The organism is Streptomyces sp. CC208A, from assembly GCF_030010625.1.
Lineage (GTDB): Bacteria > Actinomycetota > Actinomycetes > Streptomycetales > Streptomycetaceae > Streptomyces.
The window spans coordinates 219,123-242,307 of sequence record NZ_JASCXN010000005.1 but is presented as its reverse complement, the minus strand read 5'-3'; the positions used below and the strand labels follow the sequence as shown (position 1 = coordinate 242,307).

18 protein-coding genes and 1 pseudogene are annotated in these 23,185 nt (G+C 74.1%); 5 read left to right on the top strand and 14 right to left on the bottom strand.

What is annotated here, in order from left to right:
* Positions 1 to 94 precede the first annotated feature (94 nt).
* Positions 95 to 1,906, bottom strand: a complete 1,812-nt coding sequence (locus QK442_RS08850) for a glycoside hydrolase family 15 protein (protein ID WP_282693311.1) — start codon at positions 1,904 to 1,906, stop codon at positions 95 to 97.
* A gap of 137 nt (positions 1,907 to 2,043) precedes the next feature.
* On the opposite strand from QK442_RS08850, the gene QK442_RS08845 reads away from it, so the two are divergent.
* A complete protein-coding gene (locus QK442_RS08845; protein ID WP_282693390.1) occupies positions 2,044 to 3,072 on the top strand; it encodes an SDR family oxidoreductase in 1,029 nt (342 codons plus the stop codon).
* A 36-nt stretch (positions 3,073 to 3,108) separates the two neighbouring features.
* Positions 3,109 to 6,063, top strand: coding sequence for an FAD-binding and (Fe-S)-binding domain-containing protein (locus tag QK442_RS08840; RefSeq protein ID WP_282693310.1), 2,955 nt, complete (start codon positions 3,109 to 3,111; stop codon positions 6,061 to 6,063).
* Positions 6,064 to 6,092: 29 nt separating this feature from the next.
* Here QK442_RS08840 and QK442_RS08835 read toward each other — a convergent pair whose 3' ends face one another.
* From QK442_RS08835 to QK442_RS08815, 5 genes and pseudogenes are all read right to left on the bottom strand, one after another.
* Positions 6,093 to 7,004, bottom strand: a complete 912-nt coding sequence (locus QK442_RS08835; protein WP_282693309.1) for an enolase C-terminal domain-like protein — start codon at positions 7,002 to 7,004, stop codon at positions 6,093 to 6,095.
* Positions 7,001 to 8,821, bottom strand: coding sequence for a thiamine pyrophosphate-requiring protein (locus QK442_RS08830; protein WP_282693308.1), 1,821 nt, complete (start codon positions 8,819 to 8,821; stop codon positions 7,001 to 7,003). Before QK442_RS08830 ends, QK442_RS08835 begins: the two co-directional genes overlap by 4 nt.
* 101 nt (positions 8,822 to 8,922) lie before the next feature.
* Positions 8,923 to 9,396 (bottom strand): nuclear transport factor 2 family protein, encoded by a 474-nt coding sequence (locus QK442_RS08825; protein ID WP_282693307.1) that lies wholly within the window; start codon positions 9,394 to 9,396, stop codon positions 8,923 to 8,925.
* Positions 9,393 to 9,941: pseudogene (locus tag QK442_RS08820) on the bottom strand (NAD(P)H-dependent oxidoreductase); the annotation flags it as partial. The pseudogene QK442_RS08820 and the gene QK442_RS08825, both read right to left, overlap by 4 nt.
* A 12-nt stretch (positions 9,942 to 9,953) precedes the next feature.
* A complete protein-coding gene (locus QK442_RS08815; protein ID WP_282693305.1) occupies positions 9,954 to 11,597 on the bottom strand; it encodes a transposase in 1,644 nt (547 codons plus the stop codon).
* Between the two features lie 246 nt (positions 11,598 to 11,843).
* Here QK442_RS08815 and QK442_RS08810 point away from each other — a divergent pair, with 246 nt between their 5' ends.
* Together QK442_RS08810 and QK442_RS08805 are read left to right on the top strand one after the other, a co-directional pair.
* Positions 11,844 to 13,025 (top strand): tetratricopeptide repeat protein, encoded by a 1,182-nt coding sequence (locus QK442_RS08810; protein ID WP_282693304.1) that lies wholly within the window; start codon positions 11,844 to 11,846, stop codon positions 13,023 to 13,025.
* A 126-nt stretch (positions 13,026 to 13,151) separates the two neighbouring features.
* On the top strand, positions 13,152 to 13,850 hold the full coding sequence (locus tag QK442_RS08805) for a TetR/AcrR family transcriptional regulator (protein ID WP_282693303.1): 699 nt from the start codon (positions 13,152 to 13,154) through the stop codon (positions 13,848 to 13,850).
* A 144-nt stretch (positions 13,851 to 13,994) separates the two neighbouring features.
* On the opposite strand, the gene QK442_RS08800 is transcribed toward QK442_RS08805, so the two are convergent.
* From QK442_RS08800 to QK442_RS08765, 8 genes are all read right to left on the bottom strand, one after another.
* On the bottom strand, positions 13,995 to 14,759 hold the full coding sequence (locus QK442_RS08800) for an SDR family oxidoreductase (RefSeq protein ID WP_282693302.1): 765 nt from the start codon (positions 14,757 to 14,759) through the stop codon (positions 13,995 to 13,997).
* On the bottom strand, positions 14,752 to 15,957 hold the full coding sequence (locus QK442_RS08795) for an MFS transporter (protein ID WP_282693301.1): 1,206 nt from the start codon (positions 15,955 to 15,957) through the stop codon (positions 14,752 to 14,754). Before QK442_RS08795 ends, QK442_RS08800 begins: the two co-directional genes overlap by 8 nt.
* A 3-nt stretch (positions 15,958 to 15,960) precedes the next feature.
* The gene (locus QK442_RS08790) at positions 15,961 to 16,551 is read right to left on the bottom strand and encodes a quercetin 2,3-dioxygenase (protein WP_282693300.1); all 591 of its coding nucleotides are present in this window, start codon (positions 16,549 to 16,551) and stop codon (positions 15,961 to 15,963) included.
* 12 nt (positions 16,552 to 16,563) lie between these two features.
* Positions 16,564 to 17,616 carry a formyltransferase family protein gene (locus tag QK442_RS08785; RefSeq protein WP_282693299.1) on the bottom strand — a complete coding sequence of 351 codons (1,053 nt, stop codon included), beginning with the start codon at positions 17,614 to 17,616 and terminating at the stop codon, positions 16,564 to 16,566.
* Between the two features lie 115 nt (positions 17,617 to 17,731).
* Positions 17,732 to 18,925 carry an acyl-CoA dehydrogenase family protein gene (locus tag QK442_RS08780; RefSeq protein ID WP_282693298.1) on the bottom strand — a complete coding sequence of 398 codons (1,194 nt, stop codon included), beginning with the start codon at positions 18,923 to 18,925 and terminating at the stop codon, positions 17,732 to 17,734.
* Between the two features lie 27 nt (positions 18,926 to 18,952).
* Entirely contained in the window at positions 18,953 to 20,437 is a 1,485-nt protein-coding gene (locus QK442_RS08775) for an FAD-binding oxidoreductase (protein ID WP_282693297.1), read from the bottom strand.
* Between the two features lie 83 nt (positions 20,438 to 20,520).
* Positions 20,521 to 20,985, bottom strand: coding sequence for a chorismate mutase (locus QK442_RS08770; RefSeq protein ID WP_282693296.1), 465 nt, complete (start codon positions 20,983 to 20,985; stop codon positions 20,521 to 20,523).
* Entirely contained in the window at positions 20,982 to 21,515 is a 534-nt protein-coding gene (locus QK442_RS08765; RefSeq protein WP_282693295.1) for a flavin reductase family protein, read from the bottom strand. The genes QK442_RS08770 and QK442_RS08765 overlap by 4 nt, the downstream gene beginning before the upstream one ends.
* A 144-nt stretch (positions 21,516 to 21,659) precedes the next feature.
* Here QK442_RS08765 and QK442_RS08760 point away from each other — a divergent pair, with 144 nt between their 5' ends.
* The gene (locus tag QK442_RS08760) at positions 21,660 to 23,129 is read left to right on the top strand and encodes an amino acid permease (protein ID WP_282693294.1); all 1,470 of its coding nucleotides are present in this window, start codon (positions 21,660 to 21,662) and stop codon (positions 23,127 to 23,129) included.
* Positions 23,130 to 23,185 lie beyond the last annotated feature (56 nt).

Sequence of the window (23,185 nt, the reverse complement as noted above, 5' to 3'; positions counted from 1 at the left end):
CGCCCATCCTGGCCCCCCGTCGCCGGGGACGCCCTGAGGACGGGGGCCGGGCGGGTGACCCCCTGCCCGCCCCTCCGCGTACCCGCGCGGCACGTCAGCCGGCTCCGCCGCCGTGCTCCCGTCGTCGGTGGGAGGTCTCGGTGCGCTCCCCGCTCAGGAGCCGGGCGGAGTTGATCAGGCCGACCATGCTGAACGCCTGCGGGACGTTGCCGAGGAAGCGGCCCGCGGAGGTGTCGTACTCCTCGCTCAGCAGGCCCACGTCGTTGCGCAGGGACAGGAGGCGTTCGAACAGCTCCTCCGCCTCGCGGCGGCGCCCCGTGGAGTGCAGGGCGTCGACCAGCCAGAAGGCGCAGGCGACGAAGGCCCCTTCCCGGCCGGGCAGCCCGTCGCCGTCGCCGGTGTCCAGGCGGTAGCGCAGCAGCAGCCCGTCCTCGGACAGCTCGCGCCGTACCGCGTCGACGGTGCCGCGGACGCGGGGATCGGTCCAGGGCAGGAAGCCGACGCGGGGGAGGAGGAGCAGGGCCGCGTCGAGCTCCCGGGAGCCGTACGACCGGGTGAAGGTGTTCCGCTCGGCGTCGTAGCCCCGGGAGCAGACCTCCCGGTGGATCTCGTCGCGGACGGACGCCCAGTGGCCGGCGGGGCCGGGCAGCCCGTGGTGCCGCACGGTGCGGACGGCGCGGTCGAAGCCGGTCCAGGCCATGACCTTGGAGTGGACGAAGTCGCGGGGCGGACCCCGCACCTCCCAGATCCCGCGGTCCGGTTCCCGCCAGTTCCCCTCCAGGTGGTCGAGCAGGGCCTTCTGCAGGTCCCAGACGGTCTCGTCGGTGGTGAGGCCGCTGTTCCTGGCCAGGTGGAGGCAGTCCAGGACCTCGCCCAGGACGTCGAGCTGGAACTGGTCGGACGAGCCGTTGCCGATGCGCACCGGGCTCGCTCCGCCGTACCCGGCCAGCCAGTCCGGTTCGAGGTCGGGCAGGCGCCGCCCGCCGTCGAGCGTGTAGACGGCGCGGAGCCGCGTGGGCTCGCCCGCGGCGGCGCGGACGAGCCACTCCCGCCAGGCCCGGGCCTCGTCCAGGTAGCCCGTGGTCAGCAGCGCCTGCAGGGTGAAGGTGGAGTCCCGCAGCCAGCAGTAGCGGTAGTCCCAGTTCCGCTCGCCGCCCGGCCACTCGGGCAGAGAGGCGGTCGCGGCCGCGAGGACGCCGCCGGTGGGCGCGTAGGTGAGCGCCTTCAGGGTGATCAGGGCCCGCCGTACCGCCTCGGGCCGGCGGCCGTCGTAGTCGCACGCCGCGATCCACTCCGACCAGAAGTCCTCCGTCTCCTCCAGGGCCTTCGCCGGGTCGGCGTGCTCCGGCGGCTCCAGGTGCGAGGCCTGGTACGTGAGGACGAAGGGCACGGACCGGCCCGCCTCCACCTCGAACCCGGCCTCCACCGCCTCCGGCGTCGTCCGCAGGTCGACGGGGGTCCACAGCCGGGCCGAGTCCGGTCCCGCCACGGCCCGGAGACCGCCGTCGGACCGGGTACGCATGGGGGTGACCCCGCCGTAGTCGAAGCGCAGCCGCAGCTCCATCGCCATCCGGACCCGGCCCTCCACCCCCTCGACGATCCGGACGACGTCGGGGGCCTCCCCGCGCGGCGGCATGAAGTCCACGACCCGGACGGTGCCGCCGGCCGACCGCCATTCGCTCTCCAGGACGAGGGACTCGCCCCGGTAGCGCCGCGTGGTGCAGGACCCGCCGTCCGCGGGGGCGAGCAGCCACCGGCCCGCCGTCTCGTCGTGCAGCAGCGCCGCGAAACAGGCCGGTGAGTCGAAGCGGGGCAGACACAGCCAGTCGACGGAACCGTCGCGCCCGACAAGGGCGGCGGTGTGGAGATCGCCGATCACGGCGTAGTCCTCGATCGCAGAGGCCATGCCCGCTCCGCTCCCGCTCGGTCGCCGCCCCCACCGTCCCGCTCATGCCCCCTGCCGTCTCCTCCATGCGCGGGTTTCCGGGTGCACGGAGCGGTTACACGCCTCGGCGGGGAACGGAGAGGCAGGGGTTGGTGGAGATGGCCGAGGAGCGGCAGACGGTCGTGGTGACGGGCGCGAGCGCCGGGGTCGGACGGGCCGTGGCCGTCGCCTTCGCCCGCCGGGGCGCCAGGGTGGCGCTGCTCGCCCGGGGCCGGGCGGGACTGGACGGGGCGGCGGACGAGGTCCGCGCGGCCGGCGGACAGGCGCTGCCGATCGTGACGGACATGGCGGAGGAAGAGCAGGTGTCGGCCGCGGCGGCGCGGGTGGGGGAGGAGTTCGGCCCGGTGGACGTCTGGGTGAACAACGCCTTCACCTCGGTGTTCGGCCGGTTCATGGACGTCACCTCCGAAGAGTTCGCTCAGGCGACCCGCGCCACCTACCTCGGCTGCGTCCACGGCACCCGGGCGGCCCTCGCCGGCATGCTGCCCCGCGACCACGGGGTGGTGGTGCAGGTGGGCTCGGCCCTCGCCCACCGCGGCGTCCCCCTCCAGAGCGCCTACTGCGGCGCCAAACACGCCATCGAGGGCTTCACCGAATCGGTGCGCTGCGAGCTGCTGCACGACCGGTCGCACGTCCGGATCACCATGGTCCAGCTGCCCGCCCTGAACACCCCCCAGTTCACCTGGCTGCGGTCCCACCTGGCGAAGCACGCCCAGCCCCTTCCCCCCGTCTACCAGCCGGAAGTCGCCGCCCGCGCGGTGCTGCACGCCGCGGACCACCCCCGGCGGCGGGCCTACTGGGTCGGCGCCTCCACGGTCGCCACGCTGCTGGCCAACGCCGTCGCCCCCGGTCTCCTCGACCGCCGCCTGGCACGGACCGGCTTCCGGTCCCAGCAGACCGACGAACTCCGGCCCCCGGGCGGGGAGGGCAACCTCTGGAAACCGGCGGACGAGACGCGGGACTACGGCACGCACGGCCCCTTCGACGACCGGGCCCACTCCTTCAGCGCGCAGTCCTGGGCCTCCGAGCACCGCCTCGGCCGGGTCGCCGCGCTCGCCGGAGCCGGAGCCGGGGCCGCGGCGGGGGCCTACGCGTGGGGCCGCCGGAAGAATGGCACACCGATGTGAGGGCACGTGCCCTCAGCCGGGAAACGGGAGACAGCCATGGGAAAGGTCGACCTGCCGCCCCCCGTCGTACGCGGGCGGGCCCCCCGGGTGGACGCCCGGGGCCTGGAAGCGGCCCTGCGGGCCCGCGTCGCCGGAGAAGTGCGCTTCGACGACGGCTCCCGCGCCACGTACGCGACCGACGCCTCGAACTACCGGCAGGTGCCCATCGGCGTCGTGCTGCCGCACACGGTGGAGGACGGCGTGGCCGCCGTCGCCGTGTGCCACGAGTTCGGCGCGCCGCTGCTCTCCCGGGGCGGCGGCACCAGTCTGGCCGGCCAGTGCTGCAACACCGCCGTCGTCCTCGACTGGAGCAAGTACTGCCACCGGGTGACCGAGGTCGACCCGGAGCGCCGCCGCTGCCGCGTCGAGCCCGGCATCGTCCTGGACGACCTGAACCGCTCCCTCGCCCCCCACCGGCTGCAGTACGGCCCCCGTCCCTCCACCCACGCCAACTGCACCCTCGGCGGCATGATCGGCAACAACGCCTGCGGGGCGAGCGCCCAGGCGTACGGCAAGGTCGTCGACAACCTCCACGGCCTGGACGTCCTCCTCCACGACGGCACCCGCCTGCGGGTCGGCCCTACGCCCCAACCCGAACTCGAACGGCTCCGCGCCCGCACCGACCGGCAGGGCGAGCTGTACCGCGGGCTGGCCGCGATCCGCGACCGGTACGCCCCCCTCGTACGCGAGCGGTTCCCCGACATCCCCCGCCGCGTCTCCGGCTACAACCTCGACTCCCTCCTCCCGGAGCACGGCTTCGACGTGGCCGGGCTGCTCACCGGCTCGGAATCGACCCTGGTCACCGTCCTGGGCGCGGAACTGGCGCTGGTGCCGGTGCCCCGCCACTCCGTCCTCCTGCTGCTCGGGTACGACGACATCGCCGGGGCCGCCGACCACGTGCCGGCCGTGCTGCGGCACGAGCCGCACGCCCTGGAGGCGATCGACCACCAGCTGCTGCGCTTCGAGAGGCTGCGCCACATGCACGCGGAGGCCCTCGAACTCCTCCCGGACGGCCGGTCCTACCTGATGGTCCGGTTCGCCGCGGACACCGAGGAGGAGGCCCGGGACCGGGCGCGGGCGCTCGCCGAGGACGCCGCCCCGGACGTCGTCTCCCACTCCCTCCACGGGGAGGACGAGGCGGAGCACCTGTGGCTGCTGCGCGAAGCGGCGCTCGGCGCGACCGCGCGCGAACCGGGGGAGGTGGACACCTGGCCGGGCTGGGAGGACGCGGCCGTCCCCGTCCCGAGGCTCGGCGCCTACCTGCGCGATCTGCACGGACTGTACGAGGAGTTCGACTACGGCCGGCCGCCGGTCTACGGCCACTTCGGCCAGGGCTGCGTCCACTCCCGCATCCCCTTCGACCTCGCCTCCGGCCCCGGCGTCGCCCGCATGCGGGAGTTCGTCGAGCGGGCCGCCGACCTCGTCGCGCACTACGGCGGCTCGCTCTCCGGCGAGCACGGCGACGGCCAGGCGCGCGGAGAGCTGCTGCGCCGGATGTACGGCCCCGAACTGGTGGAGGGCTTCGAGCGGCTCAAGGGCCTGTTCGACCCCGGGGACCGCATGAACCCGGGCAAGGTCGTCGCCCCGTACCGCCTCGACGAACACCTCAGACTGGGACCGGGGTACGCGGCCCCCGCCCCGCCGGTGGCCTTCTCGTACCCCGAGGACGACGGCTCCTTCGGCAGGGCGGCGGCCCGCTGCGTCGGGGTGGGCAAGTGCCGGGCGACCCGGGGCGGGGTGATGTGCCCCAGCTACCGGGCCACCCGCGAGGAGGAGCACTCCACCCGCGGCCGGGCCCGGCTGCTCTTCGAGATGATGCGCGGCGACTCCCCGGCCGGCGAGGGCTGGCGGTCCACGGAGGTCCGGGACGCCCTCGACCTCTGCCTCGCCTGCAAGGGCTGCAAGAAGGACTGCCCGGTCAGCGTGGACATGGCCACGTACAAGGCGGAGTTCCTCCACCACCACTACGCCGGACGGCTCCGGCCCCCCGCCCACTACTCCATGGGCTGGCTGCCCCTCTGGGCCGCCCTGGCCTCCACCGCTCCCCGTACGGTGAACACGCTGACCGGCAGTCAGCCCGTGGCCCGGCTGCTCAAGGCGGCCGGCGGCATCGCACCGGAGCGCGACCTCCCGGTCTTCGCCCCGCAGCCCTTCTCCGCCTGGTGGCGGACGCGCGGGCCCGCCGGGGGCACCGGGGAGCGGGGTGACGTGGTGCTCTGGCCGGACACCTTCACGCAGCGCTTCCACCCGGAGATCGGCCGGGCCGCCGTCACCGTCCTGGAAGCGGCCGGATTCCGGGTCAGGGTGCCCCCGACGCCCGCGTGCTGCGCCCTCACCTGGATCTCCACCGGACAGCTCGGCATCGCCCGGCGCGTCCTCGGCCGCACCCTCCGCCTCCTGCGCGAGGCGCTGCGCCGGGGCCTCCCCGTCGTGGTCCTCGAACCGAGCTGCACCGCCGTCTTCCGCTCCGACGCCCCCGAACTCCTCGACGACGAGCCGGACGCGCACACCCTGGCGGAGCTCACCCGCACCCCCGCCGAACTGCTCCGGGAACGCGCCGAGGACTGGCCGCTCCCGCGGGCCGGCGGGTCGGCGCTGGTGCAGCGGCACTGCCACCAGTACGCGGTCCTGGGCTTCGACGCGGACCGGTCCGTGCTCGCCCGTGCCGGGGTCGAGGCCGAGGTCCTCGACGCCGGATGCTGCGGCCTCGCCGGCGACTTCGGCTTCACCCGGGGGCACTACGACGTCTCCATGGCCTGCGCCGAACTGGGCCTGCTGCCCGCCGTCCGGGCGGCGGACCAGGACACCCTCGTCCTGGCGGACGGCTTCAGCTGCCGTACGCAGATCGAACAGGCCGGTACGGGCCGGGTCCCGCTCCACCTCGTCGAGGTCCTGGCGGCGGCGGTGGAGGGCAGGGAACCCGAGGCGCGGCGGCCCCGGCGGCACGGATAGCGGGGCCCTTCGGCTCGGGACCCTTCAGCTCAGCGGACCCGGAACGGCCGGGCCGCCGCGCGGTCGAACTCCATCCCGTGCCCCGGCCGCCCGTCGGCGCCGGGAGCGACCGTCCCTCCGGCGGGGTCGAGCGCCCCGTGGAAGAGGGTGCTCTCGATCCGTACGTGGTCGTGGAACCACTCCAGGTGCCGTGCGTTCGGGATCGCGGCCGCCGCGTGCGCGTGCAGGTGCGGAGCGGTGTGGGCGGAGAGTTCGAGGCCCAGCGCCTCGGCGAGGGCCGCCGCCCGCAGCCACACCGTGATCCCGCCGCACCGGCTCGCGTCGGCCTGGAGGCAGTCCACGACCGGGGCCATCCGCGCGAAGTACGGCAGGTCGTAGCCGTACTCCCCGGCGGCGACGTCGGCGGCCACCGCGTCCCGGACCAGCCGGAGCCCGTCCGGGTCGTCCGAGGAGACCGGCTCCTCGAACCAGGTGACGCCGAGGCCGGAGAGCGCGCCCGCGACCCGTACGGCCTGCTTGCGCGTGTAGCCGCCGTTGGCGTCCACGTACAGCTCGCAGCCGTCCCCGGCGACCCGCCGCGCGAGCGCCGTGCGCCGCAGGTCGCGGGCCTCCTCCCGGCCCCACGACTCACCGATCTTGATCTTCACGCGGGCCAGCCCGAGGTCCTCGGTCCAGCGCCGCAGCTGCCGCTCCAGCTCCCGGTCGTCGTAGACCGGCGCCAGCTCGTCCGCGACCACGGCGGCGGTGGCCGGCGCGCCGTACGTCCAGCCCAGGCCCGTCGTACCGCCGGCGGCCGCCTCCACGAGGACGAGGGTCGTCGAGTCCCACGTCAGCGTGGCGTCCCCACCGGGCAGGTCGGTGGGGACGGTGTACGCCGACGCGGTCACGCGCTCCACGCCGGGCCCGCCGGAGCGGTCCCGGGAGCTCGCGGCGGAACTCACGACCGCTTTCCGGAATCGCCGCGGTGGTGGTGGCCGACGGGCATGAGCTCCTGGACCTTCGCCAGGAAGCCCTGCCGGACCATCGAGGCCCGGTCGCTGTCGCCCTTGAGGACGGAGGCGGCGGCCGCCTGGATCTGGTCGAGGGTGGCGTGCGGCGGGATCGGCGGCACGGCCGGATCCGTACGGAAGTCGATGACGAACGGCCGGTCCGCCGCGAGCGCCTGCCGCCACGCCCCCTCGACGTGCTTGGTCTTCTCCACCCGTACGCCGGCGAGCCCGAGGCACCGGGCGATGTCGGCGTACGGCAGGTCGGGGATGGCCTGCGACTCCTCGAACCGGGGGGCGCCCGACATGGCCCGCATCTCCCAGGTGACCTGGTTGAGGTCGTGGTTGTTGAGCACCGCCACCACGAGACCGGGATCCGACCACTCGGAGTGGTACTTGGCCGCCGTCACCAGCTCCATCATGCCGTTCATCTGCATGGCACCGTCCCCGGCCAGGGCGATCACGGGCCGGTCGGGGTGGGCGAACTTGGCGCCGATGGCGTACGGCACGGCCGGGCCCATGGTGGCCAGCGTCCCGGACAGCGAGCCGCGCATCGTGCCGCGCATCCGCAGGTGCCGGGCGTACCAGTTGGCGGCGGACCCCGAATCCGCGGTGATGATCGCGTCGTCCGGCAGGAGGGCGTCGAGGGCGTGGAAGACGTACTCCGGGTTGATCGGGTCGGCCCCCACCGAGGCCCGCCGCCCCATCACCTCCCACCACCGGGCGGTGTTCTTCTCGACCGTCTCCCGCCACTCCCGGCCGCTCTTGCGGTGCAGGCGCGGCAGGAGCCGCCGCAGGGTCTCCCGAGCGTCCCCGACCAGCTGCACCTCGAAGGGGTACCGCAGGCCGATCATGTGCGGGTCGATGTCGATCTGCACCGCCCGCGCCTGGTCGAACTCGGGCATGAACTGGGTGTACGGGAAGCTGGAGCCGATCACGAGCAGGGTGTCGCAGTCCCGCATCAGCTCGTACGAGGGCCGGGTGCCGAGCAGGCCGATCGCCCCGGTCACGTACGGCAGGTCGTCCGGCAGGACGTCCTTGCCGAGCAGCGCCTTGGCCACCCCCGCGCCGAGCATGTCGGCGAGGTGCTCGACCTCCGCCCGCGCCCCCCTGGCGCCCTGTCCGACGAGGACGGCGACCCGCTCGCCCGCGTTGAGCACCTCGGCCGCCCGCTCCAGCTCCGCGTCCTCGGGCACCGGCGCGTAACCGCCCATGCCCAGACTGGAGGGCACCATCTTGAAGGCGTGCTCCGGCGGGCTGTACTCCAGCTCCTGCACGTCGGCCGGGACGATCACCGCGGCCACGCCGCGCCGGCTGTACGCGGTGCGCACGGCCCGGTCGACGACGTTCGGGAACTGCTCGGGGACGGTCGCCGTCACGCAGTAGTCCGAGGCGACGTCCTTGAACAGCGAGGCGAGGTCCACCTCCTGCTGGTACGAGCCCCCCATGGCGCTGCGGTCGGTCTGGCCGACCAGGGCGACGACCGGGACGTGGTCGAGCTTGGCGTCGTACAGCCCGTTCAGGAGGTGGATCGCGCCGGGCCCCGAGGTGGCCGCGCAGACCCCGACCCGGCCGGAGAACTTGGCGTACCCCACCGCCTGGAACGCGGACATCTCCTCGTGCCGCGACTGCACGAACCGCGGCCGGTCCCCGGCCCGCCCCCAGGCGGCGAGCAGGCCGTTGATGCCGTCGCCGGGGTAGGCGAAGACGTACTCGACGTCCCATTCCCGCAGACGTTCGAGGATGCGATCGGAGACCTTGGTACCGGTCATGAGCTGCCACCTCTCTCGCTCTCCGCTCCGCACGTAGGGCCCCTCGGAGGCGCCTACCCGGGCGGCGGCCGGGTACGCGGCGGCCGGGTACGCGGCGCACGTCAGCTGTCGCGCGGCCCGAAGATCGACCGGTCGGCCTCCGCGATGGGCAGGTCGTTGATGCTCGCCTCGCGGCGCCGCATCAGGCCGTCGGGGGCGAACTCCCACAGCTCGTTGCCGTGGCTGCGCCACCACTGCCCCGCCGCGTCGCGCCACTCGTAGGTGAAGCGGACGGCGATCCGGTCGTCGGTGAACGCCCACAGCTCCTTGCGGAGCGCGTAGTCGAGCTCCTTGTCCCACTTGCGGCGGAGGAAGGCGCGGATCTCCTCGCGGCCGGTGAGGAACTCGTCCCGGTTCCGCCAGACCGAGTCCGGGGTGTAGGCGAGGGAGACCTTCTCGGGGTCGCGGGTGTTCCAGGCGTCCTCGGCGGCGCGCACCTTGAGGGCCGCCGTCTCGGCGGTGAACGGGGGCAGCGGGGGACGGACGGGGGCGGTGGTCGTCGCGGGTGCGGTGCTCGGGACGGGTGCGGTGGTCATGCGGAAGAAGCTCCTCGGTGGGGTGGTGCGGAGGGCGGCCCCGGGGCCCTGTCGGCCTTGGTCGGGATCGCCTCGGTCAGGAGGGTGAGGCAGGTCAGGAGGCCGGTCCGCAGGGCCTGGTCGTGGACGAGTCCGTCGGGCCCGACGAGCTGCCGGGGCACGGGGAGGTGCAGGCACGCCTCCGGCACGATCCGGGCCCCGGTGTAGGCCAGCACCCGGCGCAGCGAGTCGTGCGCGTGCCGTGCTCGGGTGACGGCGGTGGAGACGTTGATCCAGGCGACCGGCTTGTCGTTGATCTCCGTGCCGCCGACCGTCCAGTCCAGCAGGTTCTTGAACGAACCGGGCAGGGCGCCGGCGTACTCGGGCGTGCAGAACAGCACCGCGTCCGCCGCGGCGATCCGCCCGCGCAGGTCGGCGACGGGGGGAGGGAGCGGCTCGTGGTCGTGGTCGGGGTCGAAGTGGGGCAGGGCGTCGGGGGGAGGGGCCGGCCGTGAGGTCACGCCGTCCGGTGCGAGGGCGCGCACCGTCCGCAGCGTCGCCTCGTTGACCGACCGTTTCTAAAGACTGAGCGGGAGTGGGTCCTGTCGCCAGGACTCGTGCTCAGCCGGACGCCCCGAACGGTGTTGGGTGTCCTGGTCGACCGCTTTCCTGCCGTGTCCGGCACGCACGGATCGTGTCCGTGGTCCGGGGACACGAGGGCGGTGTCCCTCACGTCCCCGGTCACGCGGTCCGGCCTGGACGGTCCGATGCCCGCGACAATCACTCTGGTCGTCGCGGGGCGGTGCCACCCGTCGCCTGATCCGGTGCCCGAGGGCGCGCCTTCCGATCGCCACCGCAGCGGCGGCGTGCCGGGAAGTCCTGCGGTTCTTCGTGGTGAGGGGCTTCTGCCAGTGCTCGGCGCCCCACCTGCTGGTGTAGGCGGGGTCGACGGCGATGACGCCGATACCGGCCTCTGCGCACATGCTGACCAGGCGTGCGCGGAGCTTCGCGGTGGGGATGCCGGAGACCAGCTGCCGGAACTTCTTGCGTCGACCGTGCTTTTCGCGGCTGGTGGAGTCGGTGAAGTCGAGGTCCTCGATCGCCACTGCCGTAACACCCGTGTGCTTGGCCCAGTGCAGGAGGCGGGTGAGGGTGTGGCGGAGCTGGGCGTCACGGTGTCCGGCCGAACCGCTGAGGTCGTAGTCGAAGCGGCGCGGTGCGCCGACCGGGTTGCCGTGCTCGTCCAGCCGCCAGGCGGCGAGGTGGTCGGCGTTCATGTCCACGCCGGCCACTCCGCCCGCCCGCAGGGCGTCCAGCGGGATCACGGGGAGGTTCTTCCGGGTCCAACTGGCGTCCAGGTACCAGCAGCCGCGTTCCGTGTCGAGGTGAATGCGGTAGGCCACGGCCCGGTTGCCGGTGACACGGTCACGCCACTCCTCGCCCCGATAGGGAAACGACACGCGGGCGGTGAGCACGTACCGGCCGTGCTTCGCATTGGCCAGCCTGGCCAGCGGGGCGGGGAGCTTGATGCTGATCTCGCCGTCGGGGCTGACGCGGATGGTCTCGTTCCCGAACCGCTTGCCGGACTCGCCGTCGGCGGTCAGGAACCAGCGCACCGCCTCCCACTTCGCCCGCCACTGTTCGGTCGTCCTGCCGGCGGTGGCAAGGTGGTGGCGCTGGTGGAGCAGCCGCCTGCCGCCCCGCACCACGGACACCCGACCGGCCTCCTGCTCGGCCCGCACCTTCTCGTAGCGGTCTTCGAGGACCGCCAGACGGCGGGACTTGGCGAACCACTCACTCCTGGACCGGTAACCGCCGGGGTTACCCCGGGCCCCCTTCTCCCCGAGTGGCAGTGACAACCGATGCCGGATCGTCCGGATCCCGGCGTCCAGGGACTGCAGATGCGCATGCTGGGCACGCCGAGACAGACCCCACTGGTCGTGTGTGCTCGCCGTGACCGAACCCGCCCACCGCGACGACGACACGGCGGTCAGCTCCCGCTTACGAACCGCCCACGTCTCGGCGGAATGCTGCAGCCCGTCACGCACACGGCGGGCCAGATCCTGGGAAGCGAGACGTCCCATGTGGATGCCCACGGCGCGCAGGACTTCCTCGTCCCGGGCGGTCAGGCCCTTGAGCCGGTCGCGGATGCTGACGCCGGACGGGCCGTCGACGACGAACGGACGCGCGATCTCCCGCAGCCGCTTCTTCTCCTCCGCCACGCCCCCATCCCCCGCCCGCCGGACACCGACACCACGAACCTAACCGACACCACCGACAACCAAGCAAGAAACGAACGAAAGAGACGCATCCGCGCATGATCCTGCGCGCTTCTGCGTACTTCGGAACGAATAGTTCCACACCTCGGCACCTGCCTGGACGCCTACGCCGCACTCGCCGACCCGCCCCTGGACCGGGCCGAGACGCTCCTCGAAGACCTCCTGGACGCCCACGTCCTCACCCAGCACGTGCCCGGCCGCTACACCTTCCACGACCTGCTGCGCGAGCACGCCCGCACGACGGCGGAGGCCGAGGAGACCGAGGAGACCCGGCACACGGCCCTCACCCGGCTCCTCGACCACTTCCTCCGCACCACCTGCGCCGCGATGGACGTGCTCCTCCCCGAAGGCAGGCGACGGCGCCCGCAGCCACCCCCGCCCGCCACCGCCCCCGTCCCCCTCACCACCGCCGCCCAGGCCACCCACTGGCTGGAGGCCGAACGCCCCAACCTGGTGGCGACCGCCGTCCACGCGGCCGAGCGGGGCATCCCCGCCTACACCGCCCGGCTCGCCACCGCCCTGCACCACTACCTGGACGTCCACGCCCACCACCAGGACGCCAGGACCCTGCACACCCACGCCGCGGAGGCCTGCCGGCGCGCCGGCGACACCTCCGGCGAGGCGAGGGCGCTCACCGACCTGGGCCGACTCCACGCCCACCAGGGCCGCCACCCGGAAGCGCTGGCCGCCCTCGGCCGCGCCCTGGCCCACTACCGCGAGACCGGCGAACGGGCGGGCGAGGCACGGGTGCTGAACCACCTGGGCGACCTCCACCGCCGTCAGGGCCGCCCCGAGGAGGCCGACCGCCACTACCGCGGCGCGCTCGCGCTCTTCCGCGAGGCCGGCGTCGAGGTCGGCGAGGCCGCGAGCCTCGCCGGGATCGGCCTGGTCCTCGAACAGCAAGCCCGTTACGAGGACGCCCTGGCCCACCTGGACCAGGCCCTCCGGCTCTACCGCACCCTCGGCTACCACCGCGGCGAGGCCACCACCCTGGACCGCCTGGGCGTGGTCCACCGCCGCCTCGGCCACCACGAGGCCGCCCTGGCCCACCACCGCCAGGCCCTCCGCCTCCACCAGGAGCACAACCACCGGGCCTACGACTGCGAGACCCACAACGGCCTCGGCGAAGCCGCCCGTTCCCTCGGCGAACCCGCCCTGGCCCTCGCCTCCCACACCACCGCCCTCACCCTGGCCGCGGAGGTGGGCAACCGCCCCGAAGAAGCCCGCGCCGCCCAGGGCCTGGCCCACGCCCACCACGCCCTCGGCGACCCCGCCCAGGCCCGCCACCACGCCCGCCGGGCCCTGGCCCACTACACCGCCCTCGGCCTCCAGGCCCCGCCCGAACTCGAAGAACTCCACGAGCTTCTGTGAAGAACCACGGGCGCGGGAAAAGCGGTGACTGATCGGCAATCAGTTTATTAACGGCGTTTATTGTACCGGGGGTACGCTGCGAACCGAACGCCGTATGGTTCTGCCCCCGACCTGGAGGACGACAGCATGGAAACCAAGCCCACCCGTCGCGCGCGGCTCCGCCAGCAGACGATCGCGGAGATCAAGGAAGCCGCCCTGAAGGCGTTGGCGGAGTCGGGCCCCGCGGGCATCACGCTGCGTGGGATCGCCCGCGAGCTGGGCATGACGGCGGCGGCGCTGTACGGCTACTTCGACACCCGTGACCAGCTGATCTCCACCCTCGCGGCGGACGCCTACAACGAGCTGGCCGACTCCCACGAGGCCGCCCTGGCCGCGCTCCCGCCCGAGGAGGCGGGCCGCCGGGTGCGCGCGGTCTGCGACACGTTCCGCACCTGGTCGGTGGCGAACCCGGAGGCGTTCCGGCTGATCTACGGCGACGGCCTGCCCGGCTTCAGCCCGCCGGCGGACGTCACGGAGGCGGCGCGGAGATGCTGCATGGCGCTGCTCGACGTGGTGGCCGGCGCCTGGGACCACGTGCCGGCGGCGATCCGCGAGGACGAGGCGCGGTGGTCCGACTTCCAGGAGTCCCTGGCCGCCCCGGCCCGGGAGCGGTTCCCGCACCTGCCGCCGCAGGCGCTCGGCGTGACCCTGCGGATCTGGGGGCGGATGTACGGACCGGTGATGCTGGAGGTGTTCGGCCACCTCGGCCAGCAGATCGTCGACCCGTCCCAGGTGTATCGCCGCGAAGTCGAAGCGATCATCGAAATGCTGGGTCTTGGCGAGTAATTCCCTGCGAATTACTGCCAGACATTCCGTGATGGGCGGTAATTCGTTGACGGTTTACGCCGTGCACCCCGCTACCCGACCTCCGCACGGGGAAGGGGCCGGGCCGTCCCGCGACGGCCCGGCCCCTTCGCGGGAGCGCGTACGTCAGGCGGTGGCCCCGCCGTCCACCGCGAGGGTGGCGCCGGTGACGAACGCGGCGCCGGGCGAGACGAGATAGGCGACCGCCTCGGCGATGTCGGCCGGGGCGCCGTAGCGGCCGAGCGCGGTGCCGGCCCGCTGGAAGTCGGCCGAGGGGCCGTCGGCCGGGTTCATGTCGGTGTCGACGGGACCGGGGCTGACCTGGTTGACGGTGATCCCGCGCGGCCCCAGGTCCCGTGCGAGACCCCGGGTCAGGCCCAGGATCGCGGCCTTGCTGACCGCGTACGGGGTCATCCCGCCGCCCGGCACCCGCTCGCCGACGCAGGAGCCGATGTTCACGATCCGGCCGCCCTCGGGCAGGTGCCGGGCCGCGGCCTGCGCGGTGAGCAGCGCGCCGCGCACGTTGACGTGCAGGGTGCGGTCGACCACCTCGGGGGCCACGTCGGTCAGTTCGGCCCCGCTGAGGTCCATGTACCCGGCGTTGTTGACCAGGATGTCGAGGCGGCCGAAGTGCGCGACGGCGGCCTCCACGGCGGCGGCCGGGCCCTCGTGTCCTGCGGCGTCGGCCCGGATCGCGAGGGCCTCGCCGCCCGCCCGCCCGATCGCGGCGACCACCTCGTCGGCGGCCGCGGCGCCCCGGGTGTAGGTGAGGGCCACCCGGATCCCGTCGGCGGCCAGCCGGCGGGCGATTCCGGCGCCGATGCCACGGCTGGCGCCGGTCACCAGGGCGACCCGGTCCTGCGCGGGGGACGGCGTGGTGGGGTCAGACACGGCTCGGCCTTTCGGTGGTCGGGAGCGGGGAGTCCGCGGCGGGCGCGGAAGGGGCGGTCCGGCGCAGGGCCTCGGGCAGCAGCGTCAGCAGCCCGAGCACGGCCATGGCCGCGCCCGTCCACAGCGGGGCGCGCAGGCCCCAGTGCGCGACGCCGATGCCACCCACCCAGGACCCGACGACCACGCCGAGGGTGATGAAGGAGGTGTGGACGGTGTTGACGAGCGGGCGGTCGTTGGCGGTGCGCATCACCCGGGTCACCATCGCCGGGTTCATGGTCACGCCGACGAGCCCGATGCCCGTCATCGCGAGGAGCGCCGTCGCCGCGCTGCCCGCTCCGAGCGCGAACACCGTCAGGAACACGGTGTTCAGCGCCAGGCCGGTGCCGAGCACCGCCAGGGTGTGGCGGTCGGCGAGCCGGCCCACGACGGCGTTGCCGACGACGGTGGCGGCGCCGTAGAGCACAAGCAGCAGCGGGACGGTGCCCGCGGCGAAGCCGGTGACGTCGGTGAGGATCGGCACGAAGTAGGAGAAGGCGGCGAAGGTGGCGCCGATGATCAGCATGCTGGTGGCGAAGGCGGCCCACAGCCGGGCGTTGCGGAACGCGCCCAGTTCGGCCCGGACGGAGCCGCCGGCGCCGCCGGTCTCCTCCTTGGCCAGGGCCGGCACCGCGCCGCAGGTGACGGCGAGGGCCAGCGCGGCCAGGGCGGCCACCGCCCAGAAGGCGAACCGCCAGCCGTACCGCTCCCCGGCCAGCTGCGAGAGCGGCAGGCCGAGCACGGTGCCGACCATCAGGCCGCCGAGCACGATGGAGGTGGCCCGGCCGCGCACCTCGGGCCCCGTGACGCGTACGCAGACGGCGAGCGCGACGCCGAAGAACGCGCCGGAGGCGGCTCCGGTGACCAGACGGGCGGCGACCATGAGGGCGTAGTCGGTGGCGAGGGCGCCGAGCGCCTGGCCGGCGAGGAAGACGACGTACAGGAAGAGCAGGGCGGTCTTCTGGCGCAGCTTCAGCAGGAGCGCGGTCAGCAGGGGCCCGCCCACGGCCATGGCGGCGGCGTAGACGGAGACCAGGTAGCCGATCTGCGGGATGCCGGCGCCCAGGTCCTCGGAGAGCTGGGGCATGAGCCCGGCCACCAGGAACTCGCTGGTGACCATGGTGAAGATGCCCAGGCCCAGGACGTAGATCGCGAAGGGCACGGCTCAGACCCCGTCCGTGAGATCCGTGAGATCCGTGAGATCCGTGAGATCCGTGAGGGCCGGACCGGACACCGGCGGCCGGGGCGACTCGGCGATCTGGTACGAGCCGAGCGCCTCGGCGATCTCCTTGGCCCGGGGGTTGTCGGCCGGGTCGAAGACCGGGATGGGCTCGCCGGGGCGGGCCTCGGTGCCGGCTTGGAGGAAGAACTCCTCGAAGCCGCTCGGGGTGAAGATCAGCAACTGCTTGGCGGCGTGCAGGCCCTTGTTGCGGAAGCGGTGCACGGTGCCCTTGGGAACGAAGACGAAGTCGCCGGCCCGGACGTCGTAGGTCCGCCCGTCGGCGTAGAACTCCAGCTCGCCTTCGAGGAGGTAGAAGGCCTCGTCCTCGTTGCGGTGGTCGTGGGCGGGCGGGCCGCCGCCGGGCGGGACGGATGCCTCCAGGAGCGTGATGGTCCCGCCGGACTGCGCGGTGTCGACCTTGACGGTGTAGACGTCGCCGTTGAGCCAGACCGAGGGGCCCTGGCCGGCGGGGATGTGCAGCACCTTGCCGAGCGTCGGCGGGTGCTCGCCGTGGAGCTGTTCGTTCAGCGACATGGGGTACGGACCTCAGGGAGCGGGGACGGGTACGGGAGCCGGGGCGGGCACGGGGACCCGGCCGGCCGGGGCGGGGGTGTGCGGCGGGAGCAGACGGGTGCCGTCGGGCAGCTGGCCGGTGCCGCCGGCCGCGGCCTCACGGCCGTCGCACTCGGTGGTGAGCACCTCCAGCCAGCCGTCGGCGCAGCCGGCGAAGACCCGGCCTTCCGCGCCGTGCACGACGAGGCCAGGCACCGGCGGCCGGCCGGGCGCGTCGGCGGGCGCCGGCTCGGCGGACAGGATCCGCACCCGGCGCCCGGCCTCGTCGGCGGTCCAGGCGCCGGGCGAGCGGTAGCCGGCCCGGACGTGCCGCGCCACGACGGCGGCCGGCAGACGGAAGTCCAGGCGCAGGTCGGAGTCCGTGGGGCGGCCGAAGTACGAGCGCAGCGACGGGTCCTGGGGGATCGGCCGGTAATCGCGGTCGACGAGCCGCGGGATGAGCTCAAGGAGCATCAGGACGTTGGCCCGCTCCTGGGCGGTGCGCAGCTCGATCGCGGTCTCTCGGCCGGTCAGCGGCACCTGGTGCTGCATGATCAGGTCGCCGCTGTCGAGGACGGGCGCCATCTCGATGGCGGAGACCGCGGACTCGGTCGCGCCCTCGCGGATCATCCAGTAGAAGGGCGAGAGGCCGGCGAAGGCGGGCAGCGGGGAGGGGTGGAAGTTGACCGCCGTGACCCGGGGGACCGAGAGGAGCCGCTCGCGCAGGATCTGCTGGAAGTTGGCGACGAGGAAGTAGTCCGCGCCGTAGCCCTCCAACTCATCGACGAAGGCGGGCCGGTTGACCGAGGCGGGCCGCAGCACCGGCACGCCGAGCGCGGCGCCCTGGGTGACCAGGTCGACCTGCTCGGGGTCGTCGGTGAAGTACGAGCAGCGCTTGCCCTGCGGGGAGGTGACCACCGCGGCCAGGTCGACCTGCGGGTGGCCGTGGAGCATGCTCAGGAACGGCGAGCCGAGCTTGGAGTTGACCTCCGAGAACAGCACGACGCGTATGCGGCCCGCGGGATCCGTGGGAGCCGTGGGAGCCATGGGTCGGGAAACCTTTCTCTGGAACGGACGGGAACGGGCCGGTCGGGAAGCACGGGCCGGTCGGGAAGGACGGGCCGGTCGGGAAGGACGGGCCGGTCGGGAAGGACGGGCCGGCCTAGAAGAAGGGGCTGGTCGACTTCCCGCCGAGCAGCACGTTGCCGGTGAGCTGGAGGATCGAGTCCTGGGCGACCGCGTGCTGGTTCATGGTCCAGGCGTCGCGCAGCCAGCGGTCCAGCGGCGAGGGCTTGTAGACGGAGGCGCCGCCGACCAGGTCGAAGAGGGTCTGGACGATGTCGCGGGCGGTGCGGAAGGCGTGCCGGCGGGCGATGGCGGTGGCCACCCGGGCGTCGTCGGTCAGCTCGGTGCCGCCGGCCAGCGCGTCCCACTGGCGGGTCAGGCTGGCGTACACCCCGGAGCGGGCGGCGAGCAGCTCGCCCTCCAGCCGGGCGATGGTGCTCTGCACGCGGTGGTCCCGCGCCCAGGGGGTGCCGGTCTCGCGGTCGGTGCGGTGCGCGGCCAGCTCGCGTACGTGGTCGAGGGCGGCGCGGGCCACGCCGAGCGGGATGCCGGGCATCTTGCGCAGGATCGCGTCGGGGCTGCTGTGCAGGGGGCCGGTGCGGCGCGGGTCCGAGAAGCTGAAGGAGCGCTCCTCGGGGACGAACAGGTCCTCGCAGGAGTAGTCCTGGCTGCCGGAGCCGGCCAGGCCCGTGGTGTGCCAGGTGTCGTGGAAGGTGTAGGCGTCGGGCCGCGAGATCAGCACCCGCCAGTGGGTGGGCTCGCCGGAGACCGGGTCGGGCTCGGGGTTGCCGTCCTCGTCCACGATCAGGCAGCCGGCGCCGAGCCAGTCGCAGTGGGCGGAGCCGGAGCCGAACTTCCAGCGGCCGGTGAGCCGGTAGCCGCCCTCGGTGCGCACGGCGCGGCCCTGCGGGTAGATCCAGCCGGAGTTGGCCAGGTCGAGCGAGGGGTACATCCGGCGGGCGACCTCGTCGTCGAGGTAGCCGGAGTAGATGCCGGAGTCCATGCCGATCATCGCGCACCAGGCGGTGGAGGCGTCGCCGGTGGCGAGGGTCTCGATCAGCTCGCACTGCTGCATGGAGGTGAGCTCCGGGCCGCCCCACGTCTTGGGCATGGCGGCGCGGAAGACACCGCCCCCGCGCAGCAGGGCGACGATGTCCTCGGGCAGGGTGCGGTTGGCCTCGATGCGGGGGCCGGCCTCGCGCAGCAGCGGGACCAGGGTGCGGGCGTGCGCGAGGATCGCCTCCGCGGTGTCGGGGACGTGCGCGGGGGTGGCTTCGGTGGTCGTGGTCATGGCTGGGTCCTTCGGTGAGGGGGGTGGTCAGAGGTAGCGGCCGGGCGCGAACGTGCGGTGGGGGTCGACGAGGTCGGCGATGTCACGGACCAGCCCGGCGCCGGCGGCGTCCGGGGCGTGGGCGCGGCCCCAGCCGCCGTGCGCGGAGTCCAGCCGGTACGGCGCCCAGCCGGAGTCGGCGAAGAGCGCGTACGCCCGGTCGAGCGCGCGGTGCGCGGCCTCGGCCCGGGTGGCCCGGTCGAAGGGGAAGGAGACGACCAGGTCGATGACGTCGGCGTCGAGGGCGTTGACGGTGGCGCCGGGCCGGATGCCGGTCTCGGCGTGGACGGTGTCGAGCAGGGCCAGGGCGCGGGAGACGTCGGTGCCGGTGAAGGGGATCAGCGGCAGGAAGAACAGCCAGCCGTTGCCCTCGGTGTCGACGAGGTCGGCGGAGGTGCCGGTGGCGGAGGCGAGCATGGATTCGTTGAACTCGACCGAGCCCGCGTAGGCGGCCTGGACGACCTTGGAGACGGTGTCGTCGGCGGCGGGCTCCTCACCGGCCGCGATCCGGTCGAACAGGCCGGTGGCGCGGGCCTCTTCGACGAGGGCGCCGGCCAGGGCGTCGAGGGTGCCGGCGGTGGCGTCCACGCACAGGTGGGCGAGGTAGCCGTGGCCGCGCTCGCCGCCGTAGGTGGCGGTGGAGGCGGTGTCGTAGATCTTCACGACGCCGGAGACCACGTTCCCGGCCCGCCAGCGGCGGATCAGGTCCACGGCCTCGGACAGCCGCTCGCGGCCGAAGGAGAGCCGGACCACGCGCTGCGCCTCGGGGCGCGGCAGCAGCCGGACCACGGCGGCGGTGACCACGGCCAGCGGGGACTGCGTGAACAGGTGCAGGGTGCTGGGGCCCAGGCCGTACGGGTTGGCGGCGGCGCCCGCGGTGGTGCCCGGCCACCAGCCGGTGCGCACCAGGCGGCCGTCGGGGAGCACGGCCTCCAGGCCGAGCAGGTCCTCGGTGCGCTGGCGGCGCAGGCCCACGCCCCGGTCGACGAGGTTGCCGACGAGGGAGGTGTGGCCGGAGGAGGCGGTGACGTTGAGCATGCGGCCGGTGCCGGCGAGCCGGGCGGCGAGGGCGGCCTGGGTGACGCCGGGTTCGACGACGGCGTACCCGGCGTCGGTGTCGAGGGCGCGGACGGCGTCGAGCCGGTCGAGTTCGAGGCGGACCACGGGCCCCGCGGCCGGTTCCTTCGAACCCAGGCCCCAGTTGCGGCCGGTGGAGACGGCGTGCAGACCGGGCAGGCCGGCGCGGCTGCCGCCGTGCGCGTCGAAGGCGCGGACGACGAGCCGTACGTCCTCGGTGCTGCCGGGGCGCAGGACGGCGTGCAGCGGGCGGGCGGCGAAGGCGGAGACGTTGGCCTCGGCGGGCAGCGGCCCGGCGGCACCGCCGGCGGAGCGGATCACGTGATCGGGGCCGAGGGCGGCCGCGACGGTGTCGAGGACCGCGTCGAGGACGGGGCGGGTGGCGGTTTCTGGCATGGCGAATCCTCGGAGGGTGCGTACGCGGACGACGGCGTACGGGGCGTGCGGGGAGGGAAGAAGGCGCCGGGCTCGGGCTCGGCTCAGGCGCCGGGACGGGTCGGTGCCGCGCCCGCGAGGTAGGCGGGGACGGGCCGGCCGGGCCGGTCCCAGCGGAGGTGGGCGAGCACCCGCAGGGTGCGGGCGGGCGCCCCGGCGAAGGCGGCGTCCTGCGCGCAGAGCGCGGGCAGGTCCCAGCCCGCCTCGTGCAGGGCGAGCGCGGGGTTGGTGGCCGTGAGGTCCGGCGTCTGGGTGAACACCAGACTGACCAGGTCGGCGCGTTCGAGGCGGTTGGCGGCCAGCAGCGCGGCGAGCAGTTCGTGGGTGGCGCGGGCGATGGCCGGCGCGGTGTCGGCGTCCACGGCGACGGCACCGCGGACGGCGGCGAGACCGGTGACGGGACCGGTGACGGGACCGGCGGCCGTGGGCGTGTGGTCGGGCGTACGGGTCTCCGCGGGCGTGCCGCCGGCCGTACGGGTCCCCCTGCCCGCGCCCGCGTCCGGGCTCAACTCCGGCCCGCGGCAGCGCGGGTGAAGCGCCCCTGGTGGAACACCAGGGCGTCGTACGGCTCTTCGGAGCACGTGGTGTGCAGGACCCGGGCGAGGAAGAGGCTGTGGTCCCCGCCGGGGTAGGTGTCCTCGACCTCGCAGGCGAGCGAGGCCAGGGCGCCGGGCAGCACGTCGTGCCCCTCTGCCGAGCGGTCGAGGAAGGCCCCCAGGGTGCGCCCGGACGGTTTCTCGCGGGAGGCGAACAGGCGCGCCACGTCGCCCTGGTGGGCGGCGAGCAGATGGATCCCGAGCCGGCCGCTGGCGGTGATGACGGGGTGCGCGCGGGCGGTCTTCATGACGGAGACCAGGACGCGCGGCGGGTCGAGCGAGACCGAGGTGAACGCGTTGACGGTCATGGCCACCGCGGACTCTTCGCTGCCGCTGCTGAGGACGGTGACACCGGTGGGATAGCGGCGCATGACGTCCCGCAGATCCGCGGGCGCGCGGCCCGCGGTCGTGCCGCGGGCATGGGTGATGGACGGTGCAGGCATGGTTCCCCCTTCGCACTGTAGTGCGAATCTTGTTGCTGCCTAAACGCTAGCGCGACTTGTGAACGCTGATAGCTTTTCTAACACAGATTGATCCACGCTGGTCAACCGAGACCCCGCCAACAAACCCCTTGCACAAGGAAACCCGTGACGCCACCGCCCTCCCGCACCGCCCAAGCAGCGCTCCGCTCCCGCCACTTGGCGATGCTCGCCCTCGGCGGCGTGATAGGCGCCGGCCTTTTCGTCGGCACCGGCGCCGGGCTCGCCGCGGCCGGCCCCGCGGTGCTCGTCTCGTACCTGCTGGCCGCCGTGCTCGCCCTCGCAATCATGCGCATGCTGGGCGAACTGGCCGCGGCCCTGCCGGAGTCGGGATCCTTCTCGGTCTACGCGCACCGGGCCCTGGGGCCGTGGGCCGGGTTCACGACCGGCTGGCTGTACACGTGGGTCACCGCGGTCGCCATCGCGGTGGAGGCCCTCGCAGGAGCGGCGATCCTGCACGCCTGGTGGCCGTCCGTGCCCTCCTGGGTCTTCACGCTCGCCGCGATGACGGTCTTCACCATGGTGAACATGACGGATGTGCGCACCTTCGGCGAGGCCGAGTTCTGGTTCGCCTCGCTGAAGGTCCTGGCGGTCCTCGCCTTCATCGCACTGGGCGCCGCGGCCCTCCTCGGCCTGTTGCCCGGCACCCCCTCACCGGGTCTGGCGCACCTCGCGGGCGACGGCGGCTTCGCCCCGCACGGCCTCTCCGGCATCGTGACGGCGCTCCTGGGAGTGGTCTTCGCCTTCGGCGGCATGGAGGTCATCGGCATGGCGGCGGCCGAGTCGCACGACCCGGGCCGCAGCATCCGCACCGCGGTCCGTACCGCGATCTGGCGCATCGCCCTCTTCTACCTGGGCTCGGTGCTCGTCCTCGTGCTGCTCCTGCCCTGGCGGTCGGCGCGCCCCGGCGAGAGCCCGTACGTCGCCGCGCTCGTCCGCCTCGGCATCCCGCACGCGGACGTGATCACCCAGGCGGTGATCCTCGTGGCCCTGCTCTCCGCCCTCAACGCCAACCTGTACGGCACCTCGCGCATGCTGCACTCCCTAGCCGAACGCGGCGAGGCACCCCGCCCCCTGACCCGCCGCACCCGGCGCCGGATACCGGCCCGCGCGGTGGCCGCCGCCTCGGCCGTCGGCTTCGCCGCGGTCGTCCCGGAGGCCGTGGCCCCGGGCGCGGCCCTCCCGCTCCTGGCCAAGGTGATGGGCGCGGCGATGCTGTTCATGTGGCTGGCACTGGCCTGCTCCCACCTGGTCCTGCGCCGCTCCCTGGAACGCGCCGGCACCCTGGTGCTCCGCACCCGCGGCTTCCCGGCCACCACGCGCGCGGTGATCGCCGCCATCACCGTCCTGATGGTCCTGATGGCCCTGTCCCCCACCACCCGCCCCCAGCTCCTCACCTCCGGAGCCCTGACCGCGGCCCTGGCCCTGACCGGCCTCCACCTCGACCGCCGCCGCCGTTCGCACCCCGGCCGCCGGACCACGCCCCCGGCCCCTTCCGCTCCACCGAGGGCGGCGGAGCGGAAGGGGCCGGGTGAGGCCGTGGATCCCCGCACGGACCCGGCAGAGGCGCGCGGATGAATCCCGGCCGTGAGCAACAGCGTGACCGTACGGCCCTGGAGGCGGGGGAGGGGCGG

Bases quoted from the DNA above. Each gene is read 5' to 3' on its own strand.
- QK442_RS08850 (WP_282693311.1), bottom strand. From the start codon at position 1,906: ATGGCCTCTGCGATCGAGGACTACGCCGTGATCGGCGATCTCCACACC.
- QK442_RS08845 (WP_282693390.1), top strand. From the start codon at position 2,044: ATGGCCGAGGAGCGGCAGACGGTCGTGGTGACGGGCGCGAGCGCCGGG.
- QK442_RS08840 (WP_282693310.1), top strand. From the start codon at position 3,109: ATGGGAAAGGTCGACCTGCCGCCCCCCGTCGTACGCGGGCGGGCCCCC.
- QK442_RS08830 (WP_282693308.1), bottom strand. From the start codon at position 8,821: ATGACCGGTACCAAGGTCTCCGATCGCATCCTCGAACGTCTGCGGGAA.
- QK442_RS08825 (WP_282693307.1), bottom strand. From the start codon at position 9,396: ATGACCACCGCACCCGTCCCGAGCACCGCACCCGCGACGACCACCGCC.
- QK442_RS08805 (WP_282693303.1), top strand. From the start codon at position 13,152: ATGGAAACCAAGCCCACCCGTCGCGCGCGGCTCCGCCAGCAGACGATC.
- QK442_RS08790 (WP_282693300.1), bottom strand. From the start codon at position 16,551: ATGTCGCTGAACGAACAGCTCCACGGCGAGCACCCGCCGACGCTCGGC.
- QK442_RS08785 (WP_282693299.1), bottom strand. From the start codon at position 17,616: ATGGCTCCCACGGCTCCCACGGATCCCGCGGGCCGCATACGCGTCGTG.
- QK442_RS08780 (WP_282693298.1), bottom strand. From the start codon at position 18,925: ATGACCACGACCACCGAAGCCACCCCCGCGCACGTCCCCGACACCGCG.
- QK442_RS08775 (WP_282693297.1), bottom strand. From the start codon at position 20,437: ATGCCAGAAACCGCCACCCGCCCCGTCCTCGACGCGGTCCTCGACACC.
- QK442_RS08765 (WP_282693295.1), bottom strand. From the start codon at position 21,515: ATGCCTGCACCGTCCATCACCCATGCCCGCGGCACGACCGCGGGCCGC.